Annotated in this window: 27 protein-coding genes; 12 read left to right on the top strand and 15 right to left on the bottom strand. The window is 63.0% G+C overall.

What is annotated here, in order from left to right; genetic code table 11:
• Window positions 1–18: 18 nt before the first annotated feature.
• Window positions 19–1,308 carry an ABC transporter substrate-binding protein gene (locus ACWGTI_RS11745; RefSeq protein ID WP_454587252.1) on the bottom strand — a complete coding sequence of 430 codons (1,290 nt, stop codon included), beginning with the start codon at window positions 1,306–1,308 and terminating at the stop codon, window positions 19–21.
• Window positions 1,309–1,343: 35 nt separating this feature from the next.
• The gene (locus ACWGTI_RS11740; protein ID WP_454587251.1) at window positions 1,344–2,432 is read right to left on the bottom strand and encodes an ABC transporter ATP-binding protein; all 1,089 of its coding nucleotides are present in this window, start codon (window positions 2,430–2,432) and stop codon (window positions 1,344–1,346) included.
• A gap of 262 nt (window positions 2,433–2,694) precedes the next feature.
• On the opposite strand from ACWGTI_RS11740, the gene ACWGTI_RS11735 reads away from it, so the two are divergent.
• Window positions 2,695–3,405: a GntR family transcriptional regulator gene (locus ACWGTI_RS11735; RefSeq protein ID WP_454587250.1), complete on the top strand. Its 711-nt coding sequence runs from the start codon at window positions 2,695–2,697 to the stop codon at window positions 3,403–3,405.
• Window positions 3,406–3,476: 71 nt separating this feature from the next.
• On the opposite strand, the gene ACWGTI_RS11730 is transcribed toward ACWGTI_RS11735, so the two are convergent.
• Window positions 3,477–4,706, bottom strand: coding sequence for a GNAT family N-acetyltransferase (locus ACWGTI_RS11730; protein ID WP_454587249.1), 1,230 nt, complete (start codon window positions 4,704–4,706; stop codon window positions 3,477–3,479).
• Window positions 4,707–4,798: 92 nt separating this feature from the next.
• Between ACWGTI_RS11730 and ACWGTI_RS11725 the strand changes: the two genes are divergently transcribed.
• Complete coding sequence (locus ACWGTI_RS11725) at window positions 4,799–5,857, top strand: polysaccharide deacetylase family protein (RefSeq protein WP_454587248.1); 1,059 nt, start codon at window positions 4,799–4,801, stop codon at window positions 5,855–5,857.
• Between the two features lie 116 nt (window positions 5,858–5,973).
• On the opposite strand, the gene ACWGTI_RS11720 is transcribed toward ACWGTI_RS11725, so the two are convergent.
• A complete protein-coding gene (locus tag ACWGTI_RS11720) occupies window positions 5,974–6,189 on the bottom strand; it encodes a DUF2842 domain-containing protein (RefSeq protein WP_454587247.1) in 216 nt (71 codons plus the stop codon).
• A 152-nt stretch (window positions 6,190–6,341) separates the two neighbouring features.
• Between ACWGTI_RS11720 and ACWGTI_RS11715 the strand changes: the two genes are divergently transcribed.
• The gene (locus tag ACWGTI_RS11715) at window positions 6,342–7,514 is read left to right on the top strand and encodes a COX15/CtaA family protein (protein ID WP_454587246.1); all 1,173 of its coding nucleotides are present in this window, start codon (window positions 6,342–6,344) and stop codon (window positions 7,512–7,514) included.
• 10 nt (window positions 7,515–7,524) lie between these two features.
• On the opposite strand, the gene ACWGTI_RS11710 is transcribed toward ACWGTI_RS11715, so the two are convergent.
• The 3 genes from ACWGTI_RS11710 to speB are packed head-to-tail and all read right to left on the bottom strand — an operon-like array spanning window position 7,525 to window position 10,326.
• Window positions 7,525–8,358: an aminoglycoside phosphotransferase family protein gene (locus ACWGTI_RS11710; protein ID WP_454587245.1), complete on the bottom strand. Its 834-nt coding sequence runs from the start codon at window positions 8,356–8,358 to the stop codon at window positions 7,525–7,527.
• Between the two features lie 9 nt (window positions 8,359–8,367).
• Window positions 8,368–9,294: an N-acetyl-gamma-glutamyl-phosphate reductase gene (argC, locus tag ACWGTI_RS11705; RefSeq protein ID WP_454576082.1), complete on the bottom strand. Its 927-nt coding sequence runs from the start codon at window positions 9,292–9,294 to the stop codon at window positions 8,368–8,370.
• Window positions 9,295–9,324: 30 nt separating this feature from the next.
• Complete coding sequence (gene speB / locus ACWGTI_RS11700; protein WP_454587244.1) at window positions 9,325–10,326, bottom strand: agmatinase; 1,002 nt, start codon at window positions 10,324–10,326, stop codon at window positions 9,325–9,327.
• Between the two features lie 245 nt (window positions 10,327–10,571).
• Between speB and ACWGTI_RS11695 the strand changes: the two genes are divergently transcribed.
• Window positions 10,572–11,630 (top strand): glycerophosphodiester phosphodiesterase family protein, encoded by a 1,059-nt coding sequence (locus tag ACWGTI_RS11695; protein ID WP_454587243.1) that lies wholly within the window; start codon window positions 10,572–10,574, stop codon window positions 11,628–11,630.
• Window positions 11,631–11,850: 220 nt separating this feature from the next.
• On the opposite strand, the gene ACWGTI_RS11690 is transcribed toward ACWGTI_RS11695, so the two are convergent.
• On the bottom strand, window positions 11,851–12,720 hold the full coding sequence (locus ACWGTI_RS11690; protein WP_454587242.1) for an aldo/keto reductase family oxidoreductase: 870 nt from the start codon (window positions 12,718–12,720) through the stop codon (window positions 11,851–11,853).
• 95 nt (window positions 12,721–12,815) lie between these two features.
• On the opposite strand from ACWGTI_RS11690, the gene ACWGTI_RS11685 reads away from it, so the two are divergent.
• A complete protein-coding gene (locus tag ACWGTI_RS11685) occupies window positions 12,816–13,727 on the top strand; it encodes a LysR family transcriptional regulator (protein ID WP_454587241.1) in 912 nt (303 codons plus the stop codon).
• Window positions 13,728–13,964: 237 nt separating this feature from the next.
• Here the strand turns inward: ACWGTI_RS11685 and rpsI are convergent, their stop codons facing one another.
• From rpsI to ACWGTI_RS11660, 5 genes are all read right to left on the bottom strand, one after another.
• Entirely contained in the window at window positions 13,965–14,447 is a 483-nt protein-coding gene (gene rpsI, locus ACWGTI_RS11680; RefSeq protein ID WP_454587240.1) for a 30S ribosomal protein S9, read from the bottom strand.
• A gap of 1 nt (window position 14,448) precedes the next feature.
• Window positions 14,449–14,913: a 50S ribosomal protein L13 gene (gene rplM, locus ACWGTI_RS11675; RefSeq protein ID WP_454587239.1), complete on the bottom strand. Its 465-nt coding sequence runs from the start codon at window positions 14,911–14,913 to the stop codon at window positions 14,449–14,451.
• A gap of 285 nt (window positions 14,914–15,198) precedes the next feature.
• A complete protein-coding gene (locus ACWGTI_RS11670; protein ID WP_454587238.1) occupies window positions 15,199–15,597 on the bottom strand; it encodes a type II toxin-antitoxin system HicB family antitoxin in 399 nt (132 codons plus the stop codon).
• A gap of 18 nt (window positions 15,598–15,615) precedes the next feature.
• Complete coding sequence (locus tag ACWGTI_RS11665; protein ID WP_454587324.1) at window positions 15,616–15,807, bottom strand: type II toxin-antitoxin system HicA family toxin; 192 nt, start codon at window positions 15,805–15,807, stop codon at window positions 15,616–15,618.
• Window positions 15,808–15,857: 50 nt separating this feature from the next.
• Window positions 15,858–16,307: a PaaI family thioesterase gene (locus tag ACWGTI_RS11660; protein WP_454587237.1), complete on the bottom strand. Its 450-nt coding sequence runs from the start codon at window positions 16,305–16,307 to the stop codon at window positions 15,858–15,860.
• A gap of 151 nt (window positions 16,308–16,458) precedes the next feature.
• Here ACWGTI_RS11660 and ACWGTI_RS11655 point away from each other — a divergent pair, with 151 nt between their 5' ends.
• The 7 genes from ACWGTI_RS11655 (at window position 16,459) to ACWGTI_RS11625 (ending at window position 21,563) form a co-directional block, all read left to right on the top strand.
• Window positions 16,459–17,280: an enoyl-CoA hydratase gene (locus ACWGTI_RS11655; RefSeq protein WP_454587236.1), complete on the top strand. Its 822-nt coding sequence runs from the start codon at window positions 16,459–16,461 to the stop codon at window positions 17,278–17,280.
• Window positions 17,281–17,283: 3 nt separating this feature from the next.
• Complete coding sequence (locus tag ACWGTI_RS11650; RefSeq protein WP_454587235.1) at window positions 17,284–17,706, top strand: VOC family protein; 423 nt, start codon at window positions 17,284–17,286, stop codon at window positions 17,704–17,706.
• A 9-nt stretch (window positions 17,707–17,715) separates the two neighbouring features.
• Window positions 17,716–18,492 carry an AAA family ATPase gene (locus ACWGTI_RS11645; protein ID WP_454587234.1) on the top strand — a complete coding sequence of 259 codons (777 nt, stop codon included), beginning with the start codon at window positions 17,716–17,718 and terminating at the stop codon, window positions 18,490–18,492.
• On the top strand, window positions 18,489–19,250 hold the full coding sequence (locus tag ACWGTI_RS11640; protein WP_454587233.1) for a GNAT family N-acetyltransferase: 762 nt from the start codon (window positions 18,489–18,491) through the stop codon (window positions 19,248–19,250). The genes ACWGTI_RS11645 and ACWGTI_RS11640 overlap by 4 nt, the downstream gene beginning before the upstream one ends.
• The gene (locus ACWGTI_RS11635) at window positions 19,247–19,768 is read left to right on the top strand and encodes a CoA-binding protein (RefSeq protein WP_454587232.1); all 522 of its coding nucleotides are present in this window, start codon (window positions 19,247–19,249) and stop codon (window positions 19,766–19,768) included. Before ACWGTI_RS11640 ends, ACWGTI_RS11635 begins: the two co-directional genes overlap by 4 nt.
• A 161-nt stretch (window positions 19,769–19,929) precedes the next feature.
• Window positions 19,930–21,210, top strand: a complete 1,281-nt coding sequence (locus ACWGTI_RS11630) for an O-acetylhomoserine aminocarboxypropyltransferase (RefSeq protein WP_454587231.1) — start codon at window positions 19,930–19,932, stop codon at window positions 21,208–21,210.
• 2 nt (window positions 21,211–21,212) lie between these two features.
• Complete coding sequence (locus ACWGTI_RS11625) at window positions 21,213–21,563, top strand: cupin domain-containing protein (protein ID WP_454587230.1); 351 nt, start codon at window positions 21,213–21,215, stop codon at window positions 21,561–21,563.
• Window positions 21,564–21,576: 13 nt separating this feature from the next.
• Here ACWGTI_RS11625 and ACWGTI_RS11620 read toward each other — a convergent pair whose 3' ends face one another.
• On the bottom strand, window positions 21,577–22,281 hold the full coding sequence (locus ACWGTI_RS11620; protein WP_454587229.1) for a transporter substrate-binding domain-containing protein: 705 nt from the start codon (window positions 22,279–22,281) through the stop codon (window positions 21,577–21,579).
• 42 nt (window positions 22,282–22,323) lie between these two features.
• Window positions 22,324–23,391: a hypothetical protein gene (locus ACWGTI_RS11615; protein WP_454587228.1), complete on the bottom strand. Its 1,068-nt coding sequence runs from the start codon at window positions 23,389–23,391 to the stop codon at window positions 22,324–22,326.
• Window positions 23,392–23,399 lie beyond the last annotated feature (8 nt).

The raw sequence follows: 23,399 nt of genomic DNA, 5'->3' as shown, positions 1-23,399 counted from the left end.
GGGATGCTGCTTGCTCCCTTACGCCGCGATAAACTCGTTCCAGCGCTTAACCATGTAGCGGTCCTCGTCCATGACCGAGTTCCAGCAGGCGACCTTGCCCATGCGCTCTTCGAACGAGCCGCCGTCGCGCACGGCGCCGGCCTTTTCCATGACGGTGCCATCCGGTGCCTTGATCTCGCCCTTGGCGGGCTTGCCCTCGATCCAGTAGCCCCATTCGTCCTCGGACATGAACTTCTTGGCCGAGACCATATTGGCCGAGTAGTAGCCCTGGCGATTGAGATAGCCGCCGACCCAGCCCGACGTATACCAGTTGATGTATTCGTAGGCCGCGTCGAGCTCGGCGCCCTTGAGATGCGCGGCAAGGCCAAGGCCGCCGCCCCATGAGCGGTAGCCTTCCTTGAGCGGCTGGAAGCGGCAGGCGATGCCCTTCGAGCGCACGGCAGCGACCGCCGGTGACCACATGGACTGGATGACCACTTCGCCCGATGCCATCAGGTTGACGCTCTCGTCGAACGACTTCCAGAAGGCACGGAACTGGCCCGCCTGCTTGGCTTTGATCAGGAAGTCGATGGTCTTGTCGATTTCTTCCTTGGTCATGTTGCCCTTGTCTGCATATTTGATGTTGCCGGTGGCCTCCATGATCATGGCCGCATCCATGATGCCGATGGATGGGATGTTGAGAATCGCGGTCTTGCCCTTGAAGGCCGGGTCCATGATGTCGGCCCAGGTGGTGATGTCGCGGCCGACGAGGTCGGGCCGGATGCCCAACGTATCGGCGTTGTAGATGGTCGGCACCATGGTGAACCAGTTGGTCGGCGCCTTGGCGAAGGTCTTTGAATCCTGCGCCTCGACATAGCCGACGGTGTGCGGCGCGGTGCCCTGGGCGATGACGCTATCGGGAGTGAGCTTGCCGGTTTTGAAGAGCGGCACCAGCTCGTCGTAATATTTCAACTTGCTGACATCCATCGGCTGAAGCACGCCGCTCGGGAACACCTTCTTGCAGATCCAGTATTCGATGTCGGCAATGTCGTAGCTGTCGGGCTGGGTCACCGCGCGCTGAGCTGCGGCATCGGAATCGGTCGCCGTCATTTCCAGCGTGATGCCGAGGTCGGCCTTGCACTTGTCGGCAATGGCATTCAGGTTCGACACGCCGGTGCCGAACTGGCGCAGCGTGATGTTGGACTGCGCCCAGATGGTCGGGAAGCCTGTGATGACGCCCGAGCCCGCGGCGAGGGCTACGGCGGCGGCACCCGTCTTGAGCAGCGAGCGGCGCGAAATGCCAGTCTTGGTTTCTATAGTGTTTGTCATGTTAGTTCCCCTGTCTTTGTTTTGCTTCGTTGAATTCATGAATGAAGGCGTCCGAGGACGATGGCGTCTTCGGAGTCCCAGGCGAGCGGCACGGCATCGCCGACGGCGACCGGCTTTGCGAAGAAATCAGAATCGTCGACGATCACCGTGAAGTCGTCGATGCCGGCGCCGTTGACAGACAGCTTTACGGAATGGCCGCGATACTCGATGTTTGAGACGATGCCAGTGAAGCCGAGGCCGGGTGAGGGCGCTTCACCGATGCGCACATGGTCGGTGCGGATGGCGATGTCGATCGGTGCGCCCGCATCCTGGCCCTGGCCGCTTGCGGCAAGGGAGCCGCCGCCATTGACGTCGAAGACCACCATGCCGTCGCGTGCGCCGGTGACGCGGCCCGAGATGACGTTATGGTCGCCCATGAAGCGGGCGACAAAGGCCGTGGCCGGCCGCTCGAACACGTCACGCGGAGGCGCCGCCTGTTCGATGCGGCCATCGTTCATAACCACGATCAGGTCGGCTAGGGCCATGGCCTCCTCCTGACTGTGGGTGACGTGGACGAATGTGATGCCTAGCGAGGTCTGCAGTTTCTTCAGCTCGGCGCGCATGCGGATCTTCAGGAACGGATCGAGCGCCGACAACGGCTCGTCGAGCAGAAGCGCCTCGGGGTCGGTGATCAGCGCGCGCGCCAGCGCGACGCGCTGCTGCTGGCCGCCGGAAAGCTGCGCCGGCTTGCGCGTCGCATAGGCCTCCATCTGCATCAGCTTGAGCATGTCGAGGGCCTTGGCGCGGCGCTGTTCCTTGTCGATGCCCTTCATCTTCAGGCTGAAGGCGACGTTGTCGATGAGGTCGAGATGCGGGAACAAGGCGTAGGACTGGAACATCATCGCGGTGCCGCGCTTGGCCGGCGGCAGGTCGGTGACGACGGTGTTGCCGAGCCGCACATCCCCCGACGAGATGCTTTCGTGCCCTGCGATCATGCGCAGCGTCGAGGTCTTGCCGCAGCCGGAGGGGCCGAGCAGGCAGCAATAGGTGCCGGCCGGTATCTTCAGGCTGATGTCTTCGACGGCGGTCGTTGTTCCATAGACTTTCGAAACGGACACGATGTCGATTTCGGCGGCTTTGGACATCAGGCTTCCCCGGTTGGCTCGCATTAGCCAAGCATCATGCGTGCCAATCTCCGGCCGCGGGGCCAAGCACTTGAATTGTCGGAAAAATCTGGAATCGGAGGCGGTGCCGCTCGAAATGGCATGCTTGTGCGTTGCACAAATTATGGGCTATTGTGCGCGAAATGCACAAAAATCGTATGCAATCTTTTTTGGCTTTGTATTCACTTTGCTCTCGTGCGCGGAGCGGGAGTCGCGTTAGAAGGAAGCGGGAACACGGGCCATCATGAACATTGCCGATCATATCCATGCCGCTGACAGCGCCAATCAGGATCGCGCCCAGGCGATCCGCGACAACCTGCGCGACGCCATTGTCGACCGGCGGCTGACGCCGGGCACCAAATTGTCGGAAGGCGAGGTCGGCACATTGTTTGAGGTGTCACGCACCGTGGCGCGGGCGGCCCTGCAGATGCTGTCGTTCGAAGGGCTGGTGCGCACCGAGCGTAATCGCGGCGCCTTCGTCGCCAACCCTTCGCCGGAGGAAGCGCGCCAGGTGTTCGCCTCGCGTCGGCTGATCGAACCAGGCATCGCCATCGCGGCCTGCGAGCGCGTCACCGCCGCCGACATCGCCGCCTTCAAGGCGCAACTCGATGAGGAGGGCCGCTTCATTGCCGAGCGCGGCCCCACCGCGCGGCGCGCCGAAATCAAGGCGTCCGGCGATTTCCATCTGCTGCTCGCCTCGGTGGCCGGCAATGCGATCCTGCAGCGTTTCATGGAAGAACTCGTCGCCCGCTCGTCGCTGGTCATCGCTCTCTACGGACGCTCTGGCGTGTCTGCTTGCGGCCATAGCGAGCACACCGGCATCGTCGGTGCGCTGGAACGCCGGGATTCCCGGCTGGTCAGCGCGCTGATGCTGCATCACATCGACCACATTGAAGCCGACCTCGATCTGCGCGTCAGGGCGGGTCCGGCGCTCAGGGAAGCCCTCAACTTTTGAAGGGTAGGGCGGCCACCGCATTTTATCGCCGCGTAGCAGCACTTGGCGTCCCGAAAATGCGGTATTCCGCGCTAGCTTTCATCCTCGGTGGCCGGCGCTGCCGTTTGCCCGGCCGCCTTGCGGCGCAGCATCTTGGTTAGCTTCCAGATCGTCGGGCTGTTCTTGATGAAGGCTTTCAGCCGCGCCCCCTGCTGGAGGACGAGCGCCAGCGCGCGACCCTTCAGCGTCAGGGGGACCATGACCTCGAAATGCTGGGTCTCGATATCGCACCAAAGCCGCTTGTACGGTTCGTCGCCGACCGAGAAATCATAGACTTCGAAGCCCGTCTCGCAGGCTTCCTGGATGTTGTCGAAGAACAGGAAGTCGCCGGGGCTGGTGTGGCCGAGATCATCCTCGGCGATGGCGCCGAATTCGCAGATCAGGCGTTTGCCCGAACGGCTCGAGCCGGTGATGGCGCGCAGCTTGCCGGCGACCTCAAGCCCATGTAGCACGAAGGCCGGTTTTTCCTCGCCCAGCGCGCTGGCGAACAGAGTGCGGAAGAAGGCACGCACCTCCGGCTCGCCGAAGACATTGGCGATGCCCATCTTGGCGAAGCGGAACTCCTTCATGGCGAAGAAGGCATCGAGCAGCCTGTTCACCTCTTCCGGTGTCCGCGCTTCGATGCGGCGATGACTGCCGACAGCCTCGAACTTGCGCGTCTGCGAACGATGCTTCTTGCGCTTGCGCTTGCCACTCGCACGCGACAGCAGCGCATCGAAGCCACCATCGAGGTCGACGGCGAGCGACAAATTGGGGCTGGGGAAATGTGCGAATGCCGCCAATGGATTGGCAATGCCATCGAGGTCGGGCAGCAGCCTTTCCAGCGCAACAAGGTCGATATCGGGACGCGCCTTGGCGATTGCCGTCAAAAGGGTGCGGACGACCGAGGCATCGGCCTTTGCCAGCCAGGCTTTATCAGCGGCGGCGAAATTGCCGTTGGCATGGCGCCCACCCATGAAGCGGGCGACGCGGAATGGACCGGTTGGCGTGATTTCTAGTGCCAGCGAGAAGACCGGCCTGTCCTCGATTTTCAGCGTTGCGACGATGGCATCGGGATTGGCTTGCGCTGTCCATGCACAGATCCAGGCAGCGCTCTGCGCCGGCGCAAACAGCGCCGAACGGCAGAAGTCGGCGTAGGCGGCCAGCGCCGCGGCGTCGGCGATCGACACCGACAGGATGGTCTGGTCGGAAGCCGTCGCGCGCGCAGACGCCTTGCTTGCGGCGAGCCGATTGCCGTCAAATGACGCGGTGGCGTCAACCATACCTCAATCCTTAAGGCGTATTCGTCGCGATCAGGGAGTTCGCGTCGGCGCGTTCCGTGCTTGGATTGAGCCTAGGCGCAAAAGGTGAATGAATGATCGACGGCGGTGAGGCAGTTCGGAAACTGGCGCTTAACATCGCCCGCTTTACCGGCCTTGCACCGCTGGCCAAACCGTTCGTCGGCGGCATCGGCGCCATCCTGATGCTGCACCGGGTCACCGCCACGCCGGAGAAGCCCGACGGTGTCAACCGCCACCTCAACATTGCCCCGCGATTCCTCGACGCCCTGGTCGGCGACATGAAGGCGAGGGGCTATGCCTTCGTCACGCTGGACGAGGCGATCGAGCGCATCAAGGCCGGCGGCAAGGATGGCCAGTTCGCCACCATCACCGCCGACGACGCCTACCGCGACAACATGACCGAAGCGCTGCCGGTGCTGGAAAAGCACTACGCGCCGATCACCATCTATGTCGCGCCGGGCCTGATCGACGGCAGCGCCGACCTGTGGTGGGACGTCGTCGAGGATATCGTCAACGCGCGCGACCGGCTGACGCTGGCGACGCCGAAGGGGCCGGTTTCGATCGACTGCTCGACCCACGGCAAGAAGCTCCAAGCCAATGCGCGCTTGCACGCCTACCTGACGCTTGAGGTGCGCGAGGAGGATCAGCGCGCCGTGCTGCGCAACCTCGCGCGCTCGAACGGCATCGAACTCGATGGCCTGCGCTCAAGCACGCTGATGACCTGGGACGACATACGCGCCATGGCCGGGCACAGGCTGGTGACCATCGGCGCGCATACGGTCAACCATCGCAATCTGAAGCGGTTGGATGAAGCCGATGCGCGCCACGAGATAGGCGACGTCAGGCGCCAGCTGCAGGCGCAGCTCGGCGAAGTGCCGCGCCATCTCGCTTATCCCTATGGCTATGCCAGCGCTGTCGGCTGCCGCGAAGTGGGCTTCGCCCGCGACGCCGGCTACGCCTCGGCGGTGACCACCCGACATGGCGTGCTGCATGCCGAGCATGCCGGCTTCCTGCACGCGCTGCCGCGCATTTCGGTCAATGGCCGCTACCAGAGCGTCGCCCACATCCGCACCATGCTGTCGGGCGTGACGACGCCGCTGGCCAATGCCGGCAAGATGGTGGTGACCATCTGAGATGGTGGTGACCATCTGAGATGGTGGTGACCATCTGAGATGGTGGTGACCATCTGAGATGGTGACGATCCAGGCTATGCCGATATTCAGGTGAGGCCGACCTGCAAACGGTTGCCTCAGCGCTTCACCGGCGGCTCCAGGATCAGCCATTTGATGATGCCCATTGCCGGCAGCACCCAGAGCAGGCCGCTGAACAGGAAGAACAGGAAGTGCACAAGCGGGCCGGATTCCGACAACTGCGCGACCGCTATGATCGACGCGACCAGCGCATAGATGATGACCAGCGCGACCAGCAGGAAGGTTCCGATCAGCTTTTTCAGGCGGATGGGCATGAGGCGTTCTCGTTGACCGCCTTCGCTTAGGCCCAAGCAGGCGCCCGCGCAACCCGCCAGTTGCTGCGCGACGGCGTGCCGCGCCGTCTGGTCTTGTCAGCCGGGTTGCGATGGTTCACCACTCCGTCACATCAACTGCCGGGACTTAGCCCATGGCTGCCATATCAGCTGCCGCGCCTTACACGGCCCGCGACCGCGACCTCAACAACCGGGCGCTGGTGCGCGGCTGGCTCTATGTCGTGATCTTGGTGTTGTTTGCGCTGGTGCTCGTTGGCGGCGCCACCAGGCTCACCAATTCCGGCCTTTCGATCACCGAATGGAAGCCGATCCACGGCGTCATACCGCCGCTCAACGACGCCGAGTGGCAGGAGGAATTCCAGCTCTACCAAAAGATCCCGCAATATGCCGAGCTCAACAAGGGCATGAGCCTCGACGCCTTCAAGTCGATCTTCTGGTGGGAATGGGCGCACCGCATCCTTGCGCGCAGCGTCGGCCTCGTCTTTGGGCTGCCGCTGCTGGTTTTCTGGGCGACGCGCCGCATCGAGCGCGGCCTTGGGCCGAAACTACTCGGCATTCTGCTGCTTGGCGGCCTGCAAGGCGCCATCGGCTGGTGGATGGTGGCCTCCGGCCTTGTCGACCGCGTCGCCGTCAGCCAATACCGGCTGGCGACGCATCTAACGCTTGCCGCGCTGATCTTCACCGCCACCATGGTGGTGGCGCGCGGCCTGGCGCCGCATTCCGAACCCGCCGCCGACCGGTCGACGCAAAAGCTCGCCTGCTTCATCGTGCTGCTGGCACTAATCCAGATCTATCTCGGCGGGCTGGTCGCCGGGCTCGACGCCGGCCTGAGCTACAACACCTGGCCGTTGATGGACGGCAAGATCATCCCCAGCGACCTGCTGCTGCTTGAACCGGCGTGGCGCAATTTCTTCGAGAACCCGAAGACGGTGCAGTTCGTCCACCGGCTTGGCGCCTACACGGTCTTCGCCGTCGCGCTCTGGCATATGATCGCGACACGGGCGCGCCAGCCGGGAACGACGCATGCAAGGCGCGCGACGCTGCTGTTTCTGCTGGTGCTGGTTCAGGCCTCGATCGGCATCGGCACGCTGTTGATGCAGGTGCCGCTGCACATGGCGCTGACTCATCAGGCTGTCGCGCTTGTCCTGCTGGGTTTTGCCGCCGCGCACTGGCGCGGCACCAAGGGCGCCTATCCGCTGCCGACGCGGCCGCCCATGAAACGCAGATACATCGTCTACGGTGTCTTGGCCGCCGCGATTGTCTGGGTTGCAATCGAAGCCGGTCGTTACGTCGCTGCCATGACGTGATCGCGTCGGGTCAGAAGCTGAGCCGCACCTTCCGGATCGCTTCGGCGACCGACAGTTCGCGGTTCTCGTCGACCGCATTCTTGTCCTCATGATGCCACGCGGCCGACAGGCAGCCCCAGGTGATGCCATGGTCGAGGATGGCGGCCGGCGTCTGGCCGAGCGTCTTGCCAAAGATTTCGGCCATATTCGCGATGCGTTCGGGATCGAGGCAGAGGTCGTCGCGCTCGAGCGGGTTGTAAAGCATGTTGGCAGCGTCGAAGCCGGGATCGCCGAGCACGCCCTTGGGGTCGATCGCCAGCCAGCCGCGCGCGCCGTGCAGGATGTTGTCGTGATGCAGGTCGCCATGCAGTGGCGCGACCGCATGCGGGGCATCGAGCAGCCGGTCCGCAATGGCGGCGGCCTTGACGTAAAGGCTCGGCTCCGCCGCGTCGCGATCAGCCATGGCCTTCTTGAACAGGCTGGCAAACCGTGTCCGCAGCGGTTGCAGGTCCGGTGGGGCAGAGTGCTTCGACGGCGAGAACAATCTTGCCATCACTTCGGCCGCGATTGCGGTGGCGGCGTTGTCGCCGTCTTTGTCGAGAACCTCGGCAAGCAGGGTGTCGCCGGCATATTCGAGCAGCATGCGGTGGCCGTCGCGGCCATAGAGCCGCACCGCGCCTTCGCCGCGCCGCCAGGCGAGATAGTGTTCGCCGCGCAGCTCATCCTCGACATCGTCGAAAGGTTTGAGCGCCTTGACGATGGCTGGCGAACCATCCTCGCGCCGCACCTTCCAGATGCGGCTTGAAAAGGTCTCGGCAATAAGTTCAGGCGCGCTGACCTTCCAGCGCCTTGGAAATGCAGGCATGGTCTATTTTTACAGGCCGAGCATCAGGTCCATGTTCTGCACGGCCGCACCCGAGGCGCCCTTGCCGAGATTGTCGTAGACGGCAATCAGCAGCGCCTGTGCCCTGTCGTCATTGGCAAAGACATAGACCTTCATGCGGTTGGTGCCGTTATAGACCTCCGGATTGATCTCCGGCATGCGCTCCATATGCGCGTAGGGCGCCACCTCGACCACGCCGCCTTGGATGGCGGCAAAATGGTCGGCGATCGCAGCGTGCAGTTCAGCACCGGTCGGCACATGGTCGAGACCGCCGAGCTGCAGCGGCACCACCGTGATCATGCCTTGGGCGAAATTGCCGACCGCCGGCTGCATGATCGGATCGTGCGACAGCTTTGCGTAGGTCCTGAGCTCCGGCACGTGCTTGTGCTGCAGGGTCAGCCCATAGGGCAGGAATTCCGAGGCATCCTCGCCCTGGGCGACATACTCCTCGATCATCGGCCGACCGCCGCCCGAATAACCCGAAATGCCGTTGACCGTGACAGGGAAATCCGGCGGCAGCAGGCCTGCCGTCACCAGCGGCCGCAGCGTCGCGATCGGTCCTTGCGGCCAGCAGCCGGGATTGGCGACGCGCCTGGCGTTGGCGATGGTCCTGGCCTGTCCCTTGTCCAGTTCGGCAAAGCCGTATTCCCAGCCCTCGGCGACGCGATGCGCCGTCGAGGCGTCGATCACCTTGGTGGTGTCGTTGGCAATCAGCGACACGCTTTCCTTGGCGGCAGCATCCGGCAGGCACAGGATCGCGACATCGGCGGCATTGAGGAATTCGGCGCGCGCCGCCGTTTCCTTGCGGCGCTCGGTCGGGATTGAGATGATCTCGAGATCGCCGCGCTCGGCCAGCAGCGCCCTGATCTGCAGGCCGGTGGTGCCGTGTTCGCCGTCGATGAAGATTTTCGGTTTCATGTCCCTGCCAAATTCCCTGCTAATTCAAACCTATATGCCTTGGCCGTGGTTCGCCGCGCCGTGATTGCCATTGTTCAACTCGAAGGCCCGCGCCTTTCGTTCGGCCACCAGGCCAAGATAGTGCATGGCCACCATCGAGCCGGCGATAGCCGTTATATCGGCGTGATCATAGGCCGGCGCAACCTCGACGACATCGGCGCCGATTATATCGACCTGGCCGAGCTGGCGCAGCGTCGACAGGATTTTTGCCGAGGATGGTCCGCCGGCGACCGGCGTGCCGGTGCCGGGCGCAAAGGCCGGGTCGAGGCAGTCGATGTCGAAGGTGAGATAGGTCTTCCTGCCGCCGGTGCGGTCGACAATGGCATAGGCGATGTCTGACGCCCGCATCTCCTCGATCTCGTGGCCGTAGAGGATCTTGATGCCGAACGTATCGGGCGCATGCGTGCGGATGCCGATCTGGATCGAGCGGTCGGGATCGATGATGCCTTCATTGACGGCTCGGCCGACGAAGGAGCCGTGATCGATGCGCTTGCCGTCATCCGGCCAGGTGTCCTGGTGGGCGTCGAACTGCACCAGCGCCAGCGGCCCGTGGATGGCGGCATGCGCCTTGAGCAGCGGCCAGGTGACGAAATGGTCGCCGCCGAGCGACAAAAGGAAAGCGCCTGATTTCAGGATCTTTGCCGCCTCGCGCTCGATCGTGCCTGGCGTCTTCTGGTGATTGCCCGAATCGAGCAGGCAATCGCCGTAATCGACAACGGCCAGATGCTCGAACAGGTCGCGCGAGAATGGATATTGCGGGTCGTTGTCGAGGATCGCCGAGGCGCGGCGGATCGCCTGCGGCCCAAAGCGCGCGCCCGGCCGGTTGGTGACGGCGGCATCAAAGGGAATGCCCCATACCACCGCGTCCGCGCCCTTTACATCCTTGGTGTATTTGCGCCGCATGAACGACAGCGCGCCGGCATAGGTCGGCTCGAAGGATGCCCCCGTCTTGGAGCGGGCGGTGAAGGCGTTATCGATGGTCTGGTTCGCCATTATGGGTCCTCTTTGTTCATCGGGCTGCCACAACTACAGAACCGGCACGCAAGATACCAGTCGCAGCGTGGCGAAACGCCGTAGCGTTCTACAGGCTGCCTTCTCAATTCCGCTTCGGCGCGCTGCCGGCATGGTTTCAGCACGACTTTGTTGCAGCGGCGCGACAATCCACTAGCCGGCTTCGTTCACCGGCCTGTCACTGACGTCGCCTATCCCCGGGTCGATCCTGCAAGGAGCGATTCTCGATGCGGACCATATGGCTGAGCGTTCTGCTCTCGACAGCGCTTGTGGCCTTCACCGGCCAGGCATTGGCGGGCGAAACCCGCGCCCGGCAGATCCTCGACCGCTTCGAACATGCCAACCAGTGGCGCGACCACGTCATGATTGCCGCGCATCGCGCCGGCAGTATGCAGGCCGGCAAGACGCTCTATGCCGAAAACTCCCTCGCCGCCGTCGAAGGCGCGATTACCATTGGTGCTGAGATCGTCGAGGTCGACATCAGGCGCTCGAAGGATGGCGAATTCGTCGTCATGCATGACAGCTGGCTCGACCGCACCACGAACTGCAAGGGCGAGGTGGTCAACTACACGCTGGCCGAACTCAAACGCTGCAGGCTGGTGGTCGAAGGCACCGGCGTCGTCACCGATGAAGCCGTGTCGACGCTGCGCGAAATGCTGCTGGCGACCAAGGATCGCATCCTGATCAACCTCGACAACAAACTCGATGTCCAGGCGCTGCCCGGTATGATCGGTGTCGCCCGCGACCTCGGCATGGCCGAACAGGTGATCGTCAAGGAAAACCTGTGGAACCACCAGCGGATCGACACCGTCAAGACGACGCTGGACGCCATTGGCGGCGGCTTCCAGTTCATGCCGATCATCGCCGACGATGCGGTGCAGGACGCTGCCTTCGCCGAGCAGGTCGGCAAGGCTTTTGCGCCCGGCGCGATCGAGCTGATCAACTGGCGGGCAGGGGCTGAGACGCTGACGCAGACGGGCGGACCGCTGTTCAGCACCCGCATGCGGGCGGTGTCGGTGCGCGGCGGCTGGCACATCTGGGCCGACACCTACGCCATCGTCAACAAGCCGGGCGGCTTCCTCTCCGGCGGCCGCGGTGACGAACTGGCGGTCGCGGCCAGCCTGCCGGCCGAGACCTGGGGCTTCTGGGCCGAGCGCGGCGCCACCATCATCCAAACCGACGAACCGAAGGCGGCGATTAACTGGCTGGCGGCAAATGGGTTTCGCGTGCCTTACGCCGATGAGGCAAAGCCGGCCGAGCCGGCGAATACGGCGAGTATCAATTAGAAGTTTGACGTTGGCGCCATCACCCCACCCGGCGCTGCGCGCCGACCTCCCCCCATCGAGGGGAGGTCGGGCGTCACGGCAGACCTTCGTTCGACGTCGGTCTGCCCTAGTCTGTAAGAAGCGGAGCGGCGAATATATAGCGCGCGCCCCTACCTTCCCTCGATGGGGAGGTCGCGCCGAAGGCGCGGGTTGGGTGACTGCCAGGCCCCTGAGATTGGCCTCAAGCAGCCTTCGCCACGCCGTCCAGCTCATCGAGTACATCAGCGGACAGCTCCAGCTCCGCCACCGCCAGATTTTCCCGCAAATGCGCGACAGATGACGTGCCCGGGATCAAGAGAATATTCGGCGCCCGGCGCAGCAACCAGGCCAGCGCGACCTGCATCGGCGTCGCGCCGAGCCGCGCCGCCACATCCGACAAGGTCGAGGACTGCAGCGGGTTGAAGCCGCCGAGTGGGAAGAACGGCACATAGGCGATGCCGTCGCGGGCAAGATTGTCGATCAGGGCGTCATCATCCCGATGCGCCAGATTGTAGTGGTTCTGCACGCAGACGATCTCGGCGATCCGGCGCCCTTCCTCGACCTGCGCAGGGGTGACGTTGCTCAGGCCGATATGGCGCACCAGTCCCTTGCGCTGCAACTCGGCAAGCGCAGTCAGCTGCGCCTCGATCGAGCCCTCGGTCGGCCCCATCCCGAACATGATGCGCAGATTGACGACGTCCACCACCTCAAGTCCGAGATTCCTGAGGTTGTCGTGCACGGCCTGGGTGAGTTCCTCGGGCGAGGAAGCCGGCAGCCAGGACGCATCGCTGCCGCGGCGGGCGCCGATCTTGGTGACGATGACGAGATCTTCGGGATAAGGCGAGAGCGCTTCGCGAATAATCTGGTTGGTGACGTGCGGGCCGTAATAGTCGCAGGTGTCGATATGGTCCACGCCCGATGACACCGCCTCGCGCAGCACCGCCAGCGCGGCGTCGCGATCCTTGGGCGGACCAAACACGTGGGGCCCGGCAAGTTGCATGGCGCCATAGCCGAGGCGACGGACCGTGCGGTCGCCGAGCTTATAGGTGCCGGATTTGCCGATATTGGACATGCTGCTTCTCCTTGTGTCTCGGCGTTGGAGATAGAGCATGGCTGCTGTCTCGATAACCGGATATAATCGAAACAACTTGTGCGGATTTGCGAACAATGGCGGCTGACCTCAACGATCTCCAGGCATTCCTCGCCGTGGCGCGCGCCGGCGGTTTTCGCGAGGCCGCACGATCGACCGCAGGCAGTGCCTCCGCGCTTAGCGAAGCCGTTCGCCGTCTGGAAACCCAACTGGGTGTGCGGCTCTTCAACCGCACCACGCGCAGCGTCGCGCTCACCGAAGCCGGTGGCGGCCTGCTGGCGCGGCTCGGCCCGGCGCTCGGTGAAGTCGAGGCAGCGCTGGACGTGGTGAACGGTTTTCGCGACCGGCCTGCCGGCACTTTGCGGCTCAATGTTCCCGTCAGCGCGTCACGGCTGGTGCTGCCCAAGATCGTGCCGGGCTTCCTTGCCGCCTATCCGGCGATCCGGCTGGAGGTGGTCGTGGAGGAGAGCTTTGTCGATCTGCTTGCCGCCGGCTGCGACGCCGGCATCCGTTACGACGAACGGCTGGAGCAGGACATGATCGCGGTGCCGATAGGACCGCGCGTCCAGCGCTTCACCACCTCTGCCGCGCCAGCCTACCTCGATCGTCATGGCCGGCCGCAACACCCCAGCGAACTGCTTGGCCATGCCTGCCTGCGCGGCCGCTTCCCCAGTGGAGCCATGACGCCTTGGGAATTCGAGCGCGATGGCGAGGTGGTGCGGGTCGATACGTCGGGGCCGTTGATCGTCGGCATTGGCGGCGGCGTCGATCTCAATATCCATGCCGCGATTGCCGGCGTAGGCATCCTTTGGCTCTTCGAAGATTGGGTGCGCCCACATTTCGACAGCGGCGTCCTGGAACCCATACTGAAGCCGTGGTGGCAAAGCTTTCCGGGACCGTTTCTCTATTATCCCGGGCGGCGTCTGGTGCCGGCGCCGTTGCGTGCCTTCATCGACTACATCAAGACGCCGGCCGGACGCGGCCAATAACTGCATTCGGCGCCGTCGCCCCACCCGGCGCTGCGCGCCAACCTCCCATCGAGGGGAGGTAGGTCCCCGCGCCATGGGACTGCCTGGCTTAGTGGATTGTTCGACGGTGAAACTGCCGTGGCCCCTACCTCCCCTCGATGGGGAGGTCGCGCCGAAGGCGCGGGTGGAGTGATTGCCGAGACCTCAAAAAAAGGCCGCCCCGAGGCGGCCTTTTCGATAATCCAAATTGCGTAGCGCTTAGCGCTTCGAGAACTGGAAGGAACGGCGGGCCTTCGCCTTGCCGTACTTCTTGCGCTCGACGACACGGCTGTCGCGGGTCAGGAAGCCGCCCTTCTTGAGCACGGCGCGCAGTGCCGGCTCGTAGTAGGTCAGCGCCTTGGAGATGCCGTGACGAACCGCACCCGCCTGGCCGGACAGGCCGCCGCCGATGACGGTGGCGACGATGTCGTACTGGCCCGAACGGTTGGAGGCGATGATCGGCTGGTTGAGGATCATCTGCAGGACCGGACGCGCGAAATAGGTTGCGAATTCCTTGTCGTTGACGACGATCTTGCCGGAGCCCGGCTTCACCCAGACGCGCGCAATGGCGTTCTTGCGCTTGCCGGTGGCATAGGCGCGGCCCGACTTGTCGAGCTTCTGGACATGGACGGGGGCCGCGGCCTGCGTGTTGGTGTTGCCGGTGGCGGCGCCCAGTTCTGCGAGCGAGGAAAGCTCAGCCATCTTATGCGACCTTCTTGTTCTTGGAATTCAGCTTGGCCACGTCGAGGGTCTCGGGCTGCTGGGCGACGTGCGGATGCTCTGCGCCTGCATAGACGCGCAGGTTCTTCATCTGGCGACGGCCGAGCGGGCCACGCGGGACCATGCGCTCAACGGCCTTCTCGACGACACGCTCGGGGAAACGGCCCTCGAGCAGCTGGCGCGCGGTGCGCTCCTTGATGCCGCCGGGGTGGCCGGTGTGCCAGTAATAGACCTTGTCGGTGAATTTCTTGCCGGTGAACACCACCTTGTCGGCATTGATGACGATGACGTTGTCACCGTCGTCGACATGCGGGGTGAAGGTGGGCTTGTGCTTGCCGCGAAGATGATTGGCGATGACAGTGGCGAGACGGCCGACGACGAGACCCTCGGCGTCGATCAGCACCCACTTCTTCACCACATCCGCAGGCTTCTGCGAAAAGGTTGCCATGGATTTTGTCACTTTCGGTTTGGACCTTCCCCGAACGATGGAGAAAGCGTTTCTTGTTGCTTGAATTGGTGACAAGGCACCTGCCCGCCGCCAATAACAAAACGGCGGCCTTTGCGGGCCGCTGCTTCGGGAGGGCTTATAGGCGAGGGGAGTGAGCGCGTCAAGGCGAAGGAAAAGTCTGCAAGCGCATTAAGTGTAATAGAATCAAAGGTTTGGTAAAAAGGTATTATTTTACCACATAAAGTCTTGCGCCATTTCCGCTTGCACCAGGCAGTTCAGGCATCTCTAGTGCCTGGACTCGATTTCCTTGCGGGCAGCACTGGAGAGAAATGCCGATCGCGTGATGCCCCGTTCGCGCGCTGCCGCATCAATTGCCCGCAACACACCGCGCTCAAAAGTGACATTCGCTCTCACGACCGCACTGTCATTGTCGATGAGGGGCACCGAGACCAGATAACCGCCTTCAGTAAGTGCATTGCGTATGTCGGGAAGCGCAAGGATCGCCTCGTGACTCGACGGTTCAGGAACGGGCATATCTTCCGCCCATAGTTGTAGCGCTTCAACCGCATTCGGCACGATATCCTCTGCTTCGTCCGCAGCCGAAAAACAGCCAGGAATATCAGGAAAGCGGATGCCAAATGCGCTGTCGGGGTCTTTGTCGACCAACGCGAAGTAGTTCTTCATGGCGATCTCCGGTAAACTTCAAACCGTTCTTACCCAGCCTGCCTGCTTGGCGATAGCATGAGCGGTGCCGGTTGGCAGATCCTTCTCGGGATGGGGAACAATCAACACAATCGGACCCTTGCGGAACTTGTGATGCGAGCCTCGCACCGAAATCAGCTCGAAACCTTCATCCTTGAGGCGCTTTACGATCTTGCGGCTGTCACGTTCCAGCAAAGGTCACCTATGCGCATATATATACACATCTCGTCTGAAACTCAACATCACGTCCGCTTCGGCGGGATCGAATAGGTGCCCGTGGCATGGGCTACCGTGTGCCCCTCCGGTCCGGCAACAATGTCGATATCGAACACCATCAGGCTCTTGCCCAGCTTGAGGATGCGGCAATGGCCGTCGATCGGCCCGGCCTCGGCCTTGCGCATGAAATTGATGTTGAGGTTTGTGGTCACCGATAGGGCATCCTGTCCGGCGTGGCTGAGCACGCAGACATAGCCGCCAATGTCGGCCAGAGTGAACAGGCAGGGGCCGGACACCGTGCCACCGGGGCGCAGATGCCGCACGTTGGCGTTGAGACGCACCGTGCAGCCGCCAGGGAATACGTCGAGCGCCTCATACGACGCGAATTCGTCGTTAAGCTGCGGATAGACACTTGCCATCAGCGCATTGACTTCGGCTGCCGTCAGCACCGGCTTGAGATCGTCCTGGGCAGGCATGTCGGTCTCTCGTTCTTTCCGGGCCTGTATGACCGCATTGGCGCGTTTCTGGCAACACCTTCACCCTTCTGGCGCAAGCGATGGGTGTTGATGAAACCCGATCCGATATTAGATAGTCTGTCGGCGCCAGCGGAATCGCGGAGACCTTATCATGGCCGAAATCCTTGCCATCAAACCTGCTGCCATAGATGGGCCGGTCATCGCAAGGCTGGACAAGGGCGTGCTGCGCCTGACGCTCGCCAACCCGCCCGCCAATGCATTGTCGCTTTCCGCTATGGCGGCGCTGAGTGCCGAACTCGATCAGGCCAAGGCCAACAAATCCGTTCGTGTTGTCGTCCTGGCAGCGGCCGGAAAGGTTTTTTGTGCCGGCCATGACCTCAAGGAAATGACAGCGCGCCGCGCCGATGCGGATAAGGGCAAGGCGTTTTTCGAGCAGACATTTTCGGCCTGCGCGGCGTTGATGCAGGCAATCGTTCGCCATCCTCTGCCGATAATCGCCGAGGTCGACGGCCTCGCCACCGCCGCCGGGCTGCAACTGGTCGCCAGCTGCGATCTCGCCATTGCCTCGCATGAGGCCACCTTCTGCACGCCGGGCGTCAACATCGGCCTGTTCTGTTCGACACCGATGGTGGCGCTGTCTCGCAACGTCTCGCGCAAGCACGCCATGGAAATGCTTTTGACCGGCGAGACCATCGACGCGGCAACCGCCAAGGAATTCGGCCTGGTCAACCGCGTCGTGCCGCGTGAATACCTGAATCAGATCGTCACCAAATACGCGCAAACCATTGCTTCCAAATCATCTTTGGTGGTCAAGACCGGCAAGGAAGCCTTTTACGCGCAGGCCGAAATGGGCTTGGCCGACGCCTATGCCTTTACCGGCCGCACCATGGTCGAGAACATGCTGGCGCGCGACGCCGAGGAGGGCATCGGCGCCTTCATCGGCAAGCGCAAGCCGGAATGGACGGACGACTAAAACATGGAACCACGCATCTCCATCATCACCATCGCCACCGACGATCTCGACCGCGCCGTGCGCTTTTATGAGAGCATGGGCCTCAAGCGTCATGCCGGCATCACCGACGGTGTCGCCTTCTTCCAGATGGGCGGCGCCATTCTCGGCCTGTTCCCGCGCGCCAGCGCCGAGGAGGATTCGGGCATCGCCTTCGCCAAGGGGCCAGCTGCCGTCTACCTCGCCTACAACACCCGCACCGACGCTGAAGTCGACGAGGTGCTTGCGATGGCCGAAAAGGCCGGCGGCAAAATCGTCAAGCCGGCCGGGCGCGCCTTCTGGGGCGGCTGGTACGGTTATTTCGCCGATGCCGACGGCCATGTCTGGGAAGTCGCGCACAATCCGGCCTTTCCGATCGCGGATGACGGCACCATCTCGCTGCCGGGCTGATCGGTCCGAATGGCTTATCGCAAGCAACTGACGCGGCTGAAGGCGCCTTATCTCAAGCGCATCCTGCTCGACCCCGCAAAGGTCGAGGACTGGGAGAAATATCCCTGGAACCTGCCGCTGTTTCGTGGCGGTGAGTTCGAACTGGAATTCACCACGCCGATCACCATCATCGTTGGCGAGAACGGCACCGGCAAATCGACGCTGCTGGAAGCCATCGGCGCTCTGGCCGGTTACGACGAGGCAGGCGGCGGAAAGGGTTACATGCCCGTCGACCATTCTCGGGCCATCGACAAAAGCGGCGCCGGGCTGGCGGATACTTTTCGCTGCCACTGGCTGCCGAAGGTTACCGCCGGCTGGTTCTTCCGCGCCGAATCCTTCTATTCGGTCGCCCGCTACCTCGACGAGGCGGCGCGCGAATCCGGCGGGACGCCGCCGGACTTCCTGTCCTGGTCACATGGTGAGGGCTTCATCCGCTTCTTCGAGGAGCGCTGCCGCCGGCAAGGCATCTACATCCTCGACGAGCCCGAAAGCGCGCTGTCGCCGTCGCGGCAGATCGAGTTGCTGAAGATGCTGCGGCGCATGGACCAGTCGGGCACGGCGCAAGTGATCATGGCCACGCATTCGCCGCTGCTGATGGCTTGTCCCAGCGCTCGATTGTTTCGCATCAGCCGCTTCGGCCTTGATCCGACCGATTTCAGCGATACCGATCATTTTCGCATGATGCGCGACTTCTGCACCGACCCGCAGGCGTTTATGGAAGAGGCGCTGCGGGAAGGCGACGAATGACGATGGGCGACGATGATCTCAATTGGCGGAGCGAACAGGCTTGCCGCGAAGCATGGCCGGCGGCTGTCGAGACGGTCGCCGACGGCTGGCTTCTAAGGCGCTCCGGCGGCCGGACCCGGCGCAGCAACTCGGTCAATCCCTTGCGCGGCAAGCGCGGCGCGCCTGAGAGAGTGCTAAACGTCGCCGAGGCATTCTATGCCGGCCACGGCCAGACGCCACTGTTTCGGGTTGCCGACATCGCTGCCGAGATGGACGCGCTGCTCGAACGCCACGGCTACGCCTTCGAAGGCGGGACCATCCATCTCTATGGCGCGATCGACGAACTGGCTGATATCAGCGACGAGCACGTCACCGTTTCGCCGACGCCTGATGAGGACTGGTTCTCGGCGCGGTTCCGCATGGGCGCCTATGACGACACCGATCGCCGCGTCTTTCGCGAGATGCCTGGGCTGGTCGTCGGCGACAAGGCGTTCGTGTCCTGCGAGCACTACAGCGAAATTGTCGCTTTGGCCTATGGCGGTATCCGCGATGGACTGCTTGTGGTGGAGTCGGTCGAGACCGACACCCGGTTTCGGCAGCAAGGCCTGGGCCGCAGGACGGTCGGCAGTTTGATCGGTTGGGCCCGGCGAGCAGGGGTCTCGGCGGCCTGCCTGCAGGTCGTCGCCGACAACACGCCGGGCCGCGCGCTCTATGCCTCGCTCGGCTTCAGCCGTGAACTTTACCGCTATCACTACCGCAGGAAGGCGATTGCCGCATGAACCACGACGCCTACGACAATGCCTATATCGGCGGCATCCTCAATTCTGTGAAGACCATCGCCATGGTCGGTGCGTCGGCCAACGACGTCAGGCCGAGCTTTTTCGTGCTGAAATATCTGCTGGCCAAGGGCTTTTTGGTGTTCCCCATCAATCCTGGGCAGGCCGGCAAGGAAATCCTCGGCCGCATGACCTATGCCAGCCTTGCCGATCTGCCGGAGCCAGTCGACATGGTCGACATTTTCCGGGCCTCCGCAGCTGTGCCTGGCATTGTCGATGAGGTGCTGAAGCTGACCCCTTTGCCAAAAGTGCTATGGATGCAGCTTGGCGTGCGCAATGACGAGGCAGCCGCGCGAGCCGAGGCGGCCGGCATCAAGGTGGTGATGAACCGCTGCCCGAAGATTGAATACGGCAAGCTGTCCGGCGAGATCGGCTGGACCGGCGTCAACTCGGGCGTCCTGTCGTCGAAGAAGCCGCTGATGCGCCAGGGCTTCCAGAGCTTCGGCGTGCGCCAGAAGTAAACGGCCAGCCGTCGGCGCAATATTTTTCCGGGAAGAAACGGATATTCCGAGGCGTTCGTCCCGGATCGCCTGCGGAAAGGTATTTTCTTCTTTGCATTCGTCACCCGGCTTCGCCAAGAATGCCCGGCGATATCAAAAGATTTCAGGAGAGGGAGGTTTAGATGACCCGTACGCCAGGTTTCAACACGCTCGCCGTCCATGCCGGCGCCAAGCCAGACCCGGCGACGGGCGCACGCGCCACGCCGATCTACCAGACGACGTCTTTCGTCTTCGACGATGCCGACCATGCCGCCTCGCTGTTCGGGTTGAAGGCCTTCGGCAACATCTACACCCGCATCATGAACCCGACCCAGGCGGTGCTTGAGGAGCGGATCGCAGCGCTTGAAGGCGGCACCGCCGCGCTCGCCGTCGCTTCCGGCCATGCCGCGCAGGTGATCGTGTTCCACAATCTCATGCGGCCCGGCGATAATTTCGTCGCCGCGACAAGGCTTTATGGCGGCTCCATCAACCAGTTCGGCCATGCCTTCAAGAATTACGGCTGGGAAGTCCGCTGGGCCGACACCAACGACGTCTCGACCTTCGAGAGCCAGATCGACGACAAGACCAAGGCGATCTTCATCGAGAGCCTGGCCAATCCGGGCGGCACCTTCGTCGACATCGAGAAGATTGGCGACATCGCCCGCAAGCACGGCCTGCCGCTGATCGTCGACAACACGCTGGCCTCGCCCTATCTGGTGCGGCCGATCGAGCATGGCGCCGACATCGTCGTCCATTCGCTGACCAAATTCATCGGCGGTCACGGCAATTCGATCGGCGGCGCCATTGTCGACGGCGGCACCTTCGACTGGTCGAAATCGGGCAAATACCCGATGCTGTCGGAGCCGCGCCCGGAATATGGCGGCCTCGTCCTGCACGAAACCTTCGGCAATTTCGCCTTCGCCATCGCCGCACGCGTGCTTGGCCTGCGCGACCTCGGCCCGGCGATCTCGCCCTTCAACGCCTTCCTGATCCTGACCGGTCTGGAAACCTTGCCGCTCAGGATGCAGCGTCATTGCGACAATGCCGTCACCGTCGCCGGCTGGCTGTCAAACCACCTCAAGGTCGCCTGGGTGAACTATCCCGGCCTGCCTTCTGACAAGAACAACGCGCTGCAGAAGAAATACTCGCCGCAGGGCGCCGGCGCCGTCTTCACCTTCGGCCTGAAGGGTGGCTATGAGGCGGGCGTCAAATTCGTCGAGGCGCTCGAACTATTCTCGCATCTGGCCAATGTCGGCGACACCAAGTCGCTGGTCATCCACCCGGCCTCAACCACGCATCGCCAGCTCTCCGACGAGCAGAAGGTCAAGGCCGGCGCGGGACCGGACACGGTGCGGCTCTCCATCGGCATCGAGGATGTCAACGACATCGTCGCCGATCTCGAACAGGCTCTGGCCAAGGTCTGATCATGGCTGAACCAAAATTCCTGTCCATCGGCGTCGACAGCGTCGACGCCGAGCATGGCGCGCCGGCGCCGGATCGCCTGATTGCAGGCGATCCGAAATTCCGCACCTGGAATGTCGAGGAGCGCGAGGGCGGCCTTTACGCCGGCATCTGGGAAGCGACGCCGGGCAAATGGCGCATCGTCTATGACGAATGGGAGTTCTGCCACATCCTGTCCGGCGTTTCAGTGATAGCTGAGGACGGCGGCGAGGCGCGCACGGTGCGCGCCGGCGACAGTTTCGTGCTCAGGCCCGGCTTCAAGGGCAGTTGGGAAGTGCTTGAAACGACTCGCAAGGAGTACGTGATCAAGCTCTAGCCAGCGGTCGGATTCACAGGAGGCGATCGATGTCGGCGCCGGAAAATCCATACTCGCTCATCATCTCGCGGTGCCAGGCACTGCCCAGCACATCGCCGAGGCAGGAATCGATGCGCCGGCGCAACGCCGCATTGCCCTTGGCCAGCGCAAAGGCACCGGCAGCCGGCTGTTTTTCCGCCGCGGTAACGTCGATGACACTGAGCGGCGCATCGGGGTGCCTGCCGAGATAGCCGCGATGCGCCATGGCGACGCTGGCATAGGCGTGCACCGCACCGGCAGCGACGGCATCAGCCGCTTCAGCCTGCGTGGCGAAGACCTTGATGCGCTCGGGCGGAACACCGTTTTGCAGGGCTGTTTGGTATTGGATCTGGCCTGATATGATGCCGATCAAGGCTGACGGATCCCCGGCAACGGATCGGTAGCCGTCGAACGCACGCGGGTTGCCCTTGGCGACCAGAAGTCCGTTAGCCAGCATCCAGATCGGCCGGGTGAAGTCGACAAGCATCCCGCGCTCTTCCGACACGAAGAGGCCCGTCGTCATGTCCCATCGACCATCGACCAGACCGCGGAGCAGTTCGGCAAACTCAGTCTCGACCGGTGAAAATGGCTCCGCCAGCAGTGCGCAGACCTTTTCCGCCAGCTTGGCGTCGCAACCGTGCAGTGCCCCGGAGTGGTCGGTAAAGCAGAAGGGAGGTTCTTGTAGGAACGCGAATCTCATAGGCTCGACCTTATCATTCCGGCGCTTGCCGCCGGCGGTCGACTATTTCGCCGGAAATTGGCTGAGACATGCGTCTGAGGCCTTGTCGTGCTCGGCCAAAAGGTCCGTGTTTCCGGCATCGACATCACTATCGGATATCTCATCGCGATAATATTGCGTCAGCAGGTCCAGCCCGTCCTGCTTCACGCCTTGCGTCGGCATTTCGCGCGCCAGGCAGCCGCAGAGCCCAAGCGCCCGATCCGGCGAACCGATCTTGCGGTTGCCCAGGATGAAATCCTGAGCCGGACAGGCGGCGATGAAGTTACTGAATTCCAGTCTCTCTTGCGTCTGGTCGCCATGGTTGAAGTAGGCCGGCTGCCACTGGCTCTTGGCGCCGATAATGTCGCAACCGGTTGCGGTGTCGCTTGCCTTGGTGGCGATGGCCAGCCAGGCCTTCTCCTTGTCGCCCGTCGGATAGTCGAATTTCTCGCCGAGCGAGGCGGCATATTGATCGAGGTCGGCCTGTGTGAAGCCGATCGCCTGAAAGCGGTTGAACTGGCATTGGCATTCGCCCGCGACCTTTTCGGCCTCGCCCTCTTCGGGCTGCTCGTTTGACCTGCTTTTCTGGCAGGCAGCGATGAAACCGGCACCGTCGAGCGAGGTGGCAGGGAAGCTCGAGACATCGGCATAGCGATCGCCCGTCCAGCCAAACAGCTTCTGGTCGAGCTGCAGGTCGATGAAGCTGTTGCGCTTGAAAGCACCGAGCGCGACCCTGTCCGGGGGTGTCAGCCTGGCGCCCGGAATATCGCCGAGAACCTCGCGATAGCCGTCGCCTTCCAGCACGAACAGGAACAGTCCGCACTTCACCCCGTCGCAAGCGGGATCCGAAACATAGACATAGAGTTCCGAGAACCCGTCGAGATTGAAATCGACCTCGTAGGCCCAGAACTTGTCCGCGGGTACCGCGGCACCTGTCTGGCGTTCCAGCAGACCCGCCGCCATTGCCCGCGCCACGGCGTCGCTGTTTTCCTGCGGGATGTTTTCCGGTTGCTGTTGAGCGAGCGCACTGGCGATGCCCGTGCACGCCAGCACCAGCGCGAACGCGATCGCCCGCATTGAAAACAGTCTCATCTTGCAAC

The organism is Mesorhizobium sp. ArgA1 (assembly GCF_053714375.1).
This window is presented reverse-complemented; position numbering and strand designations above follow the sequence as displayed.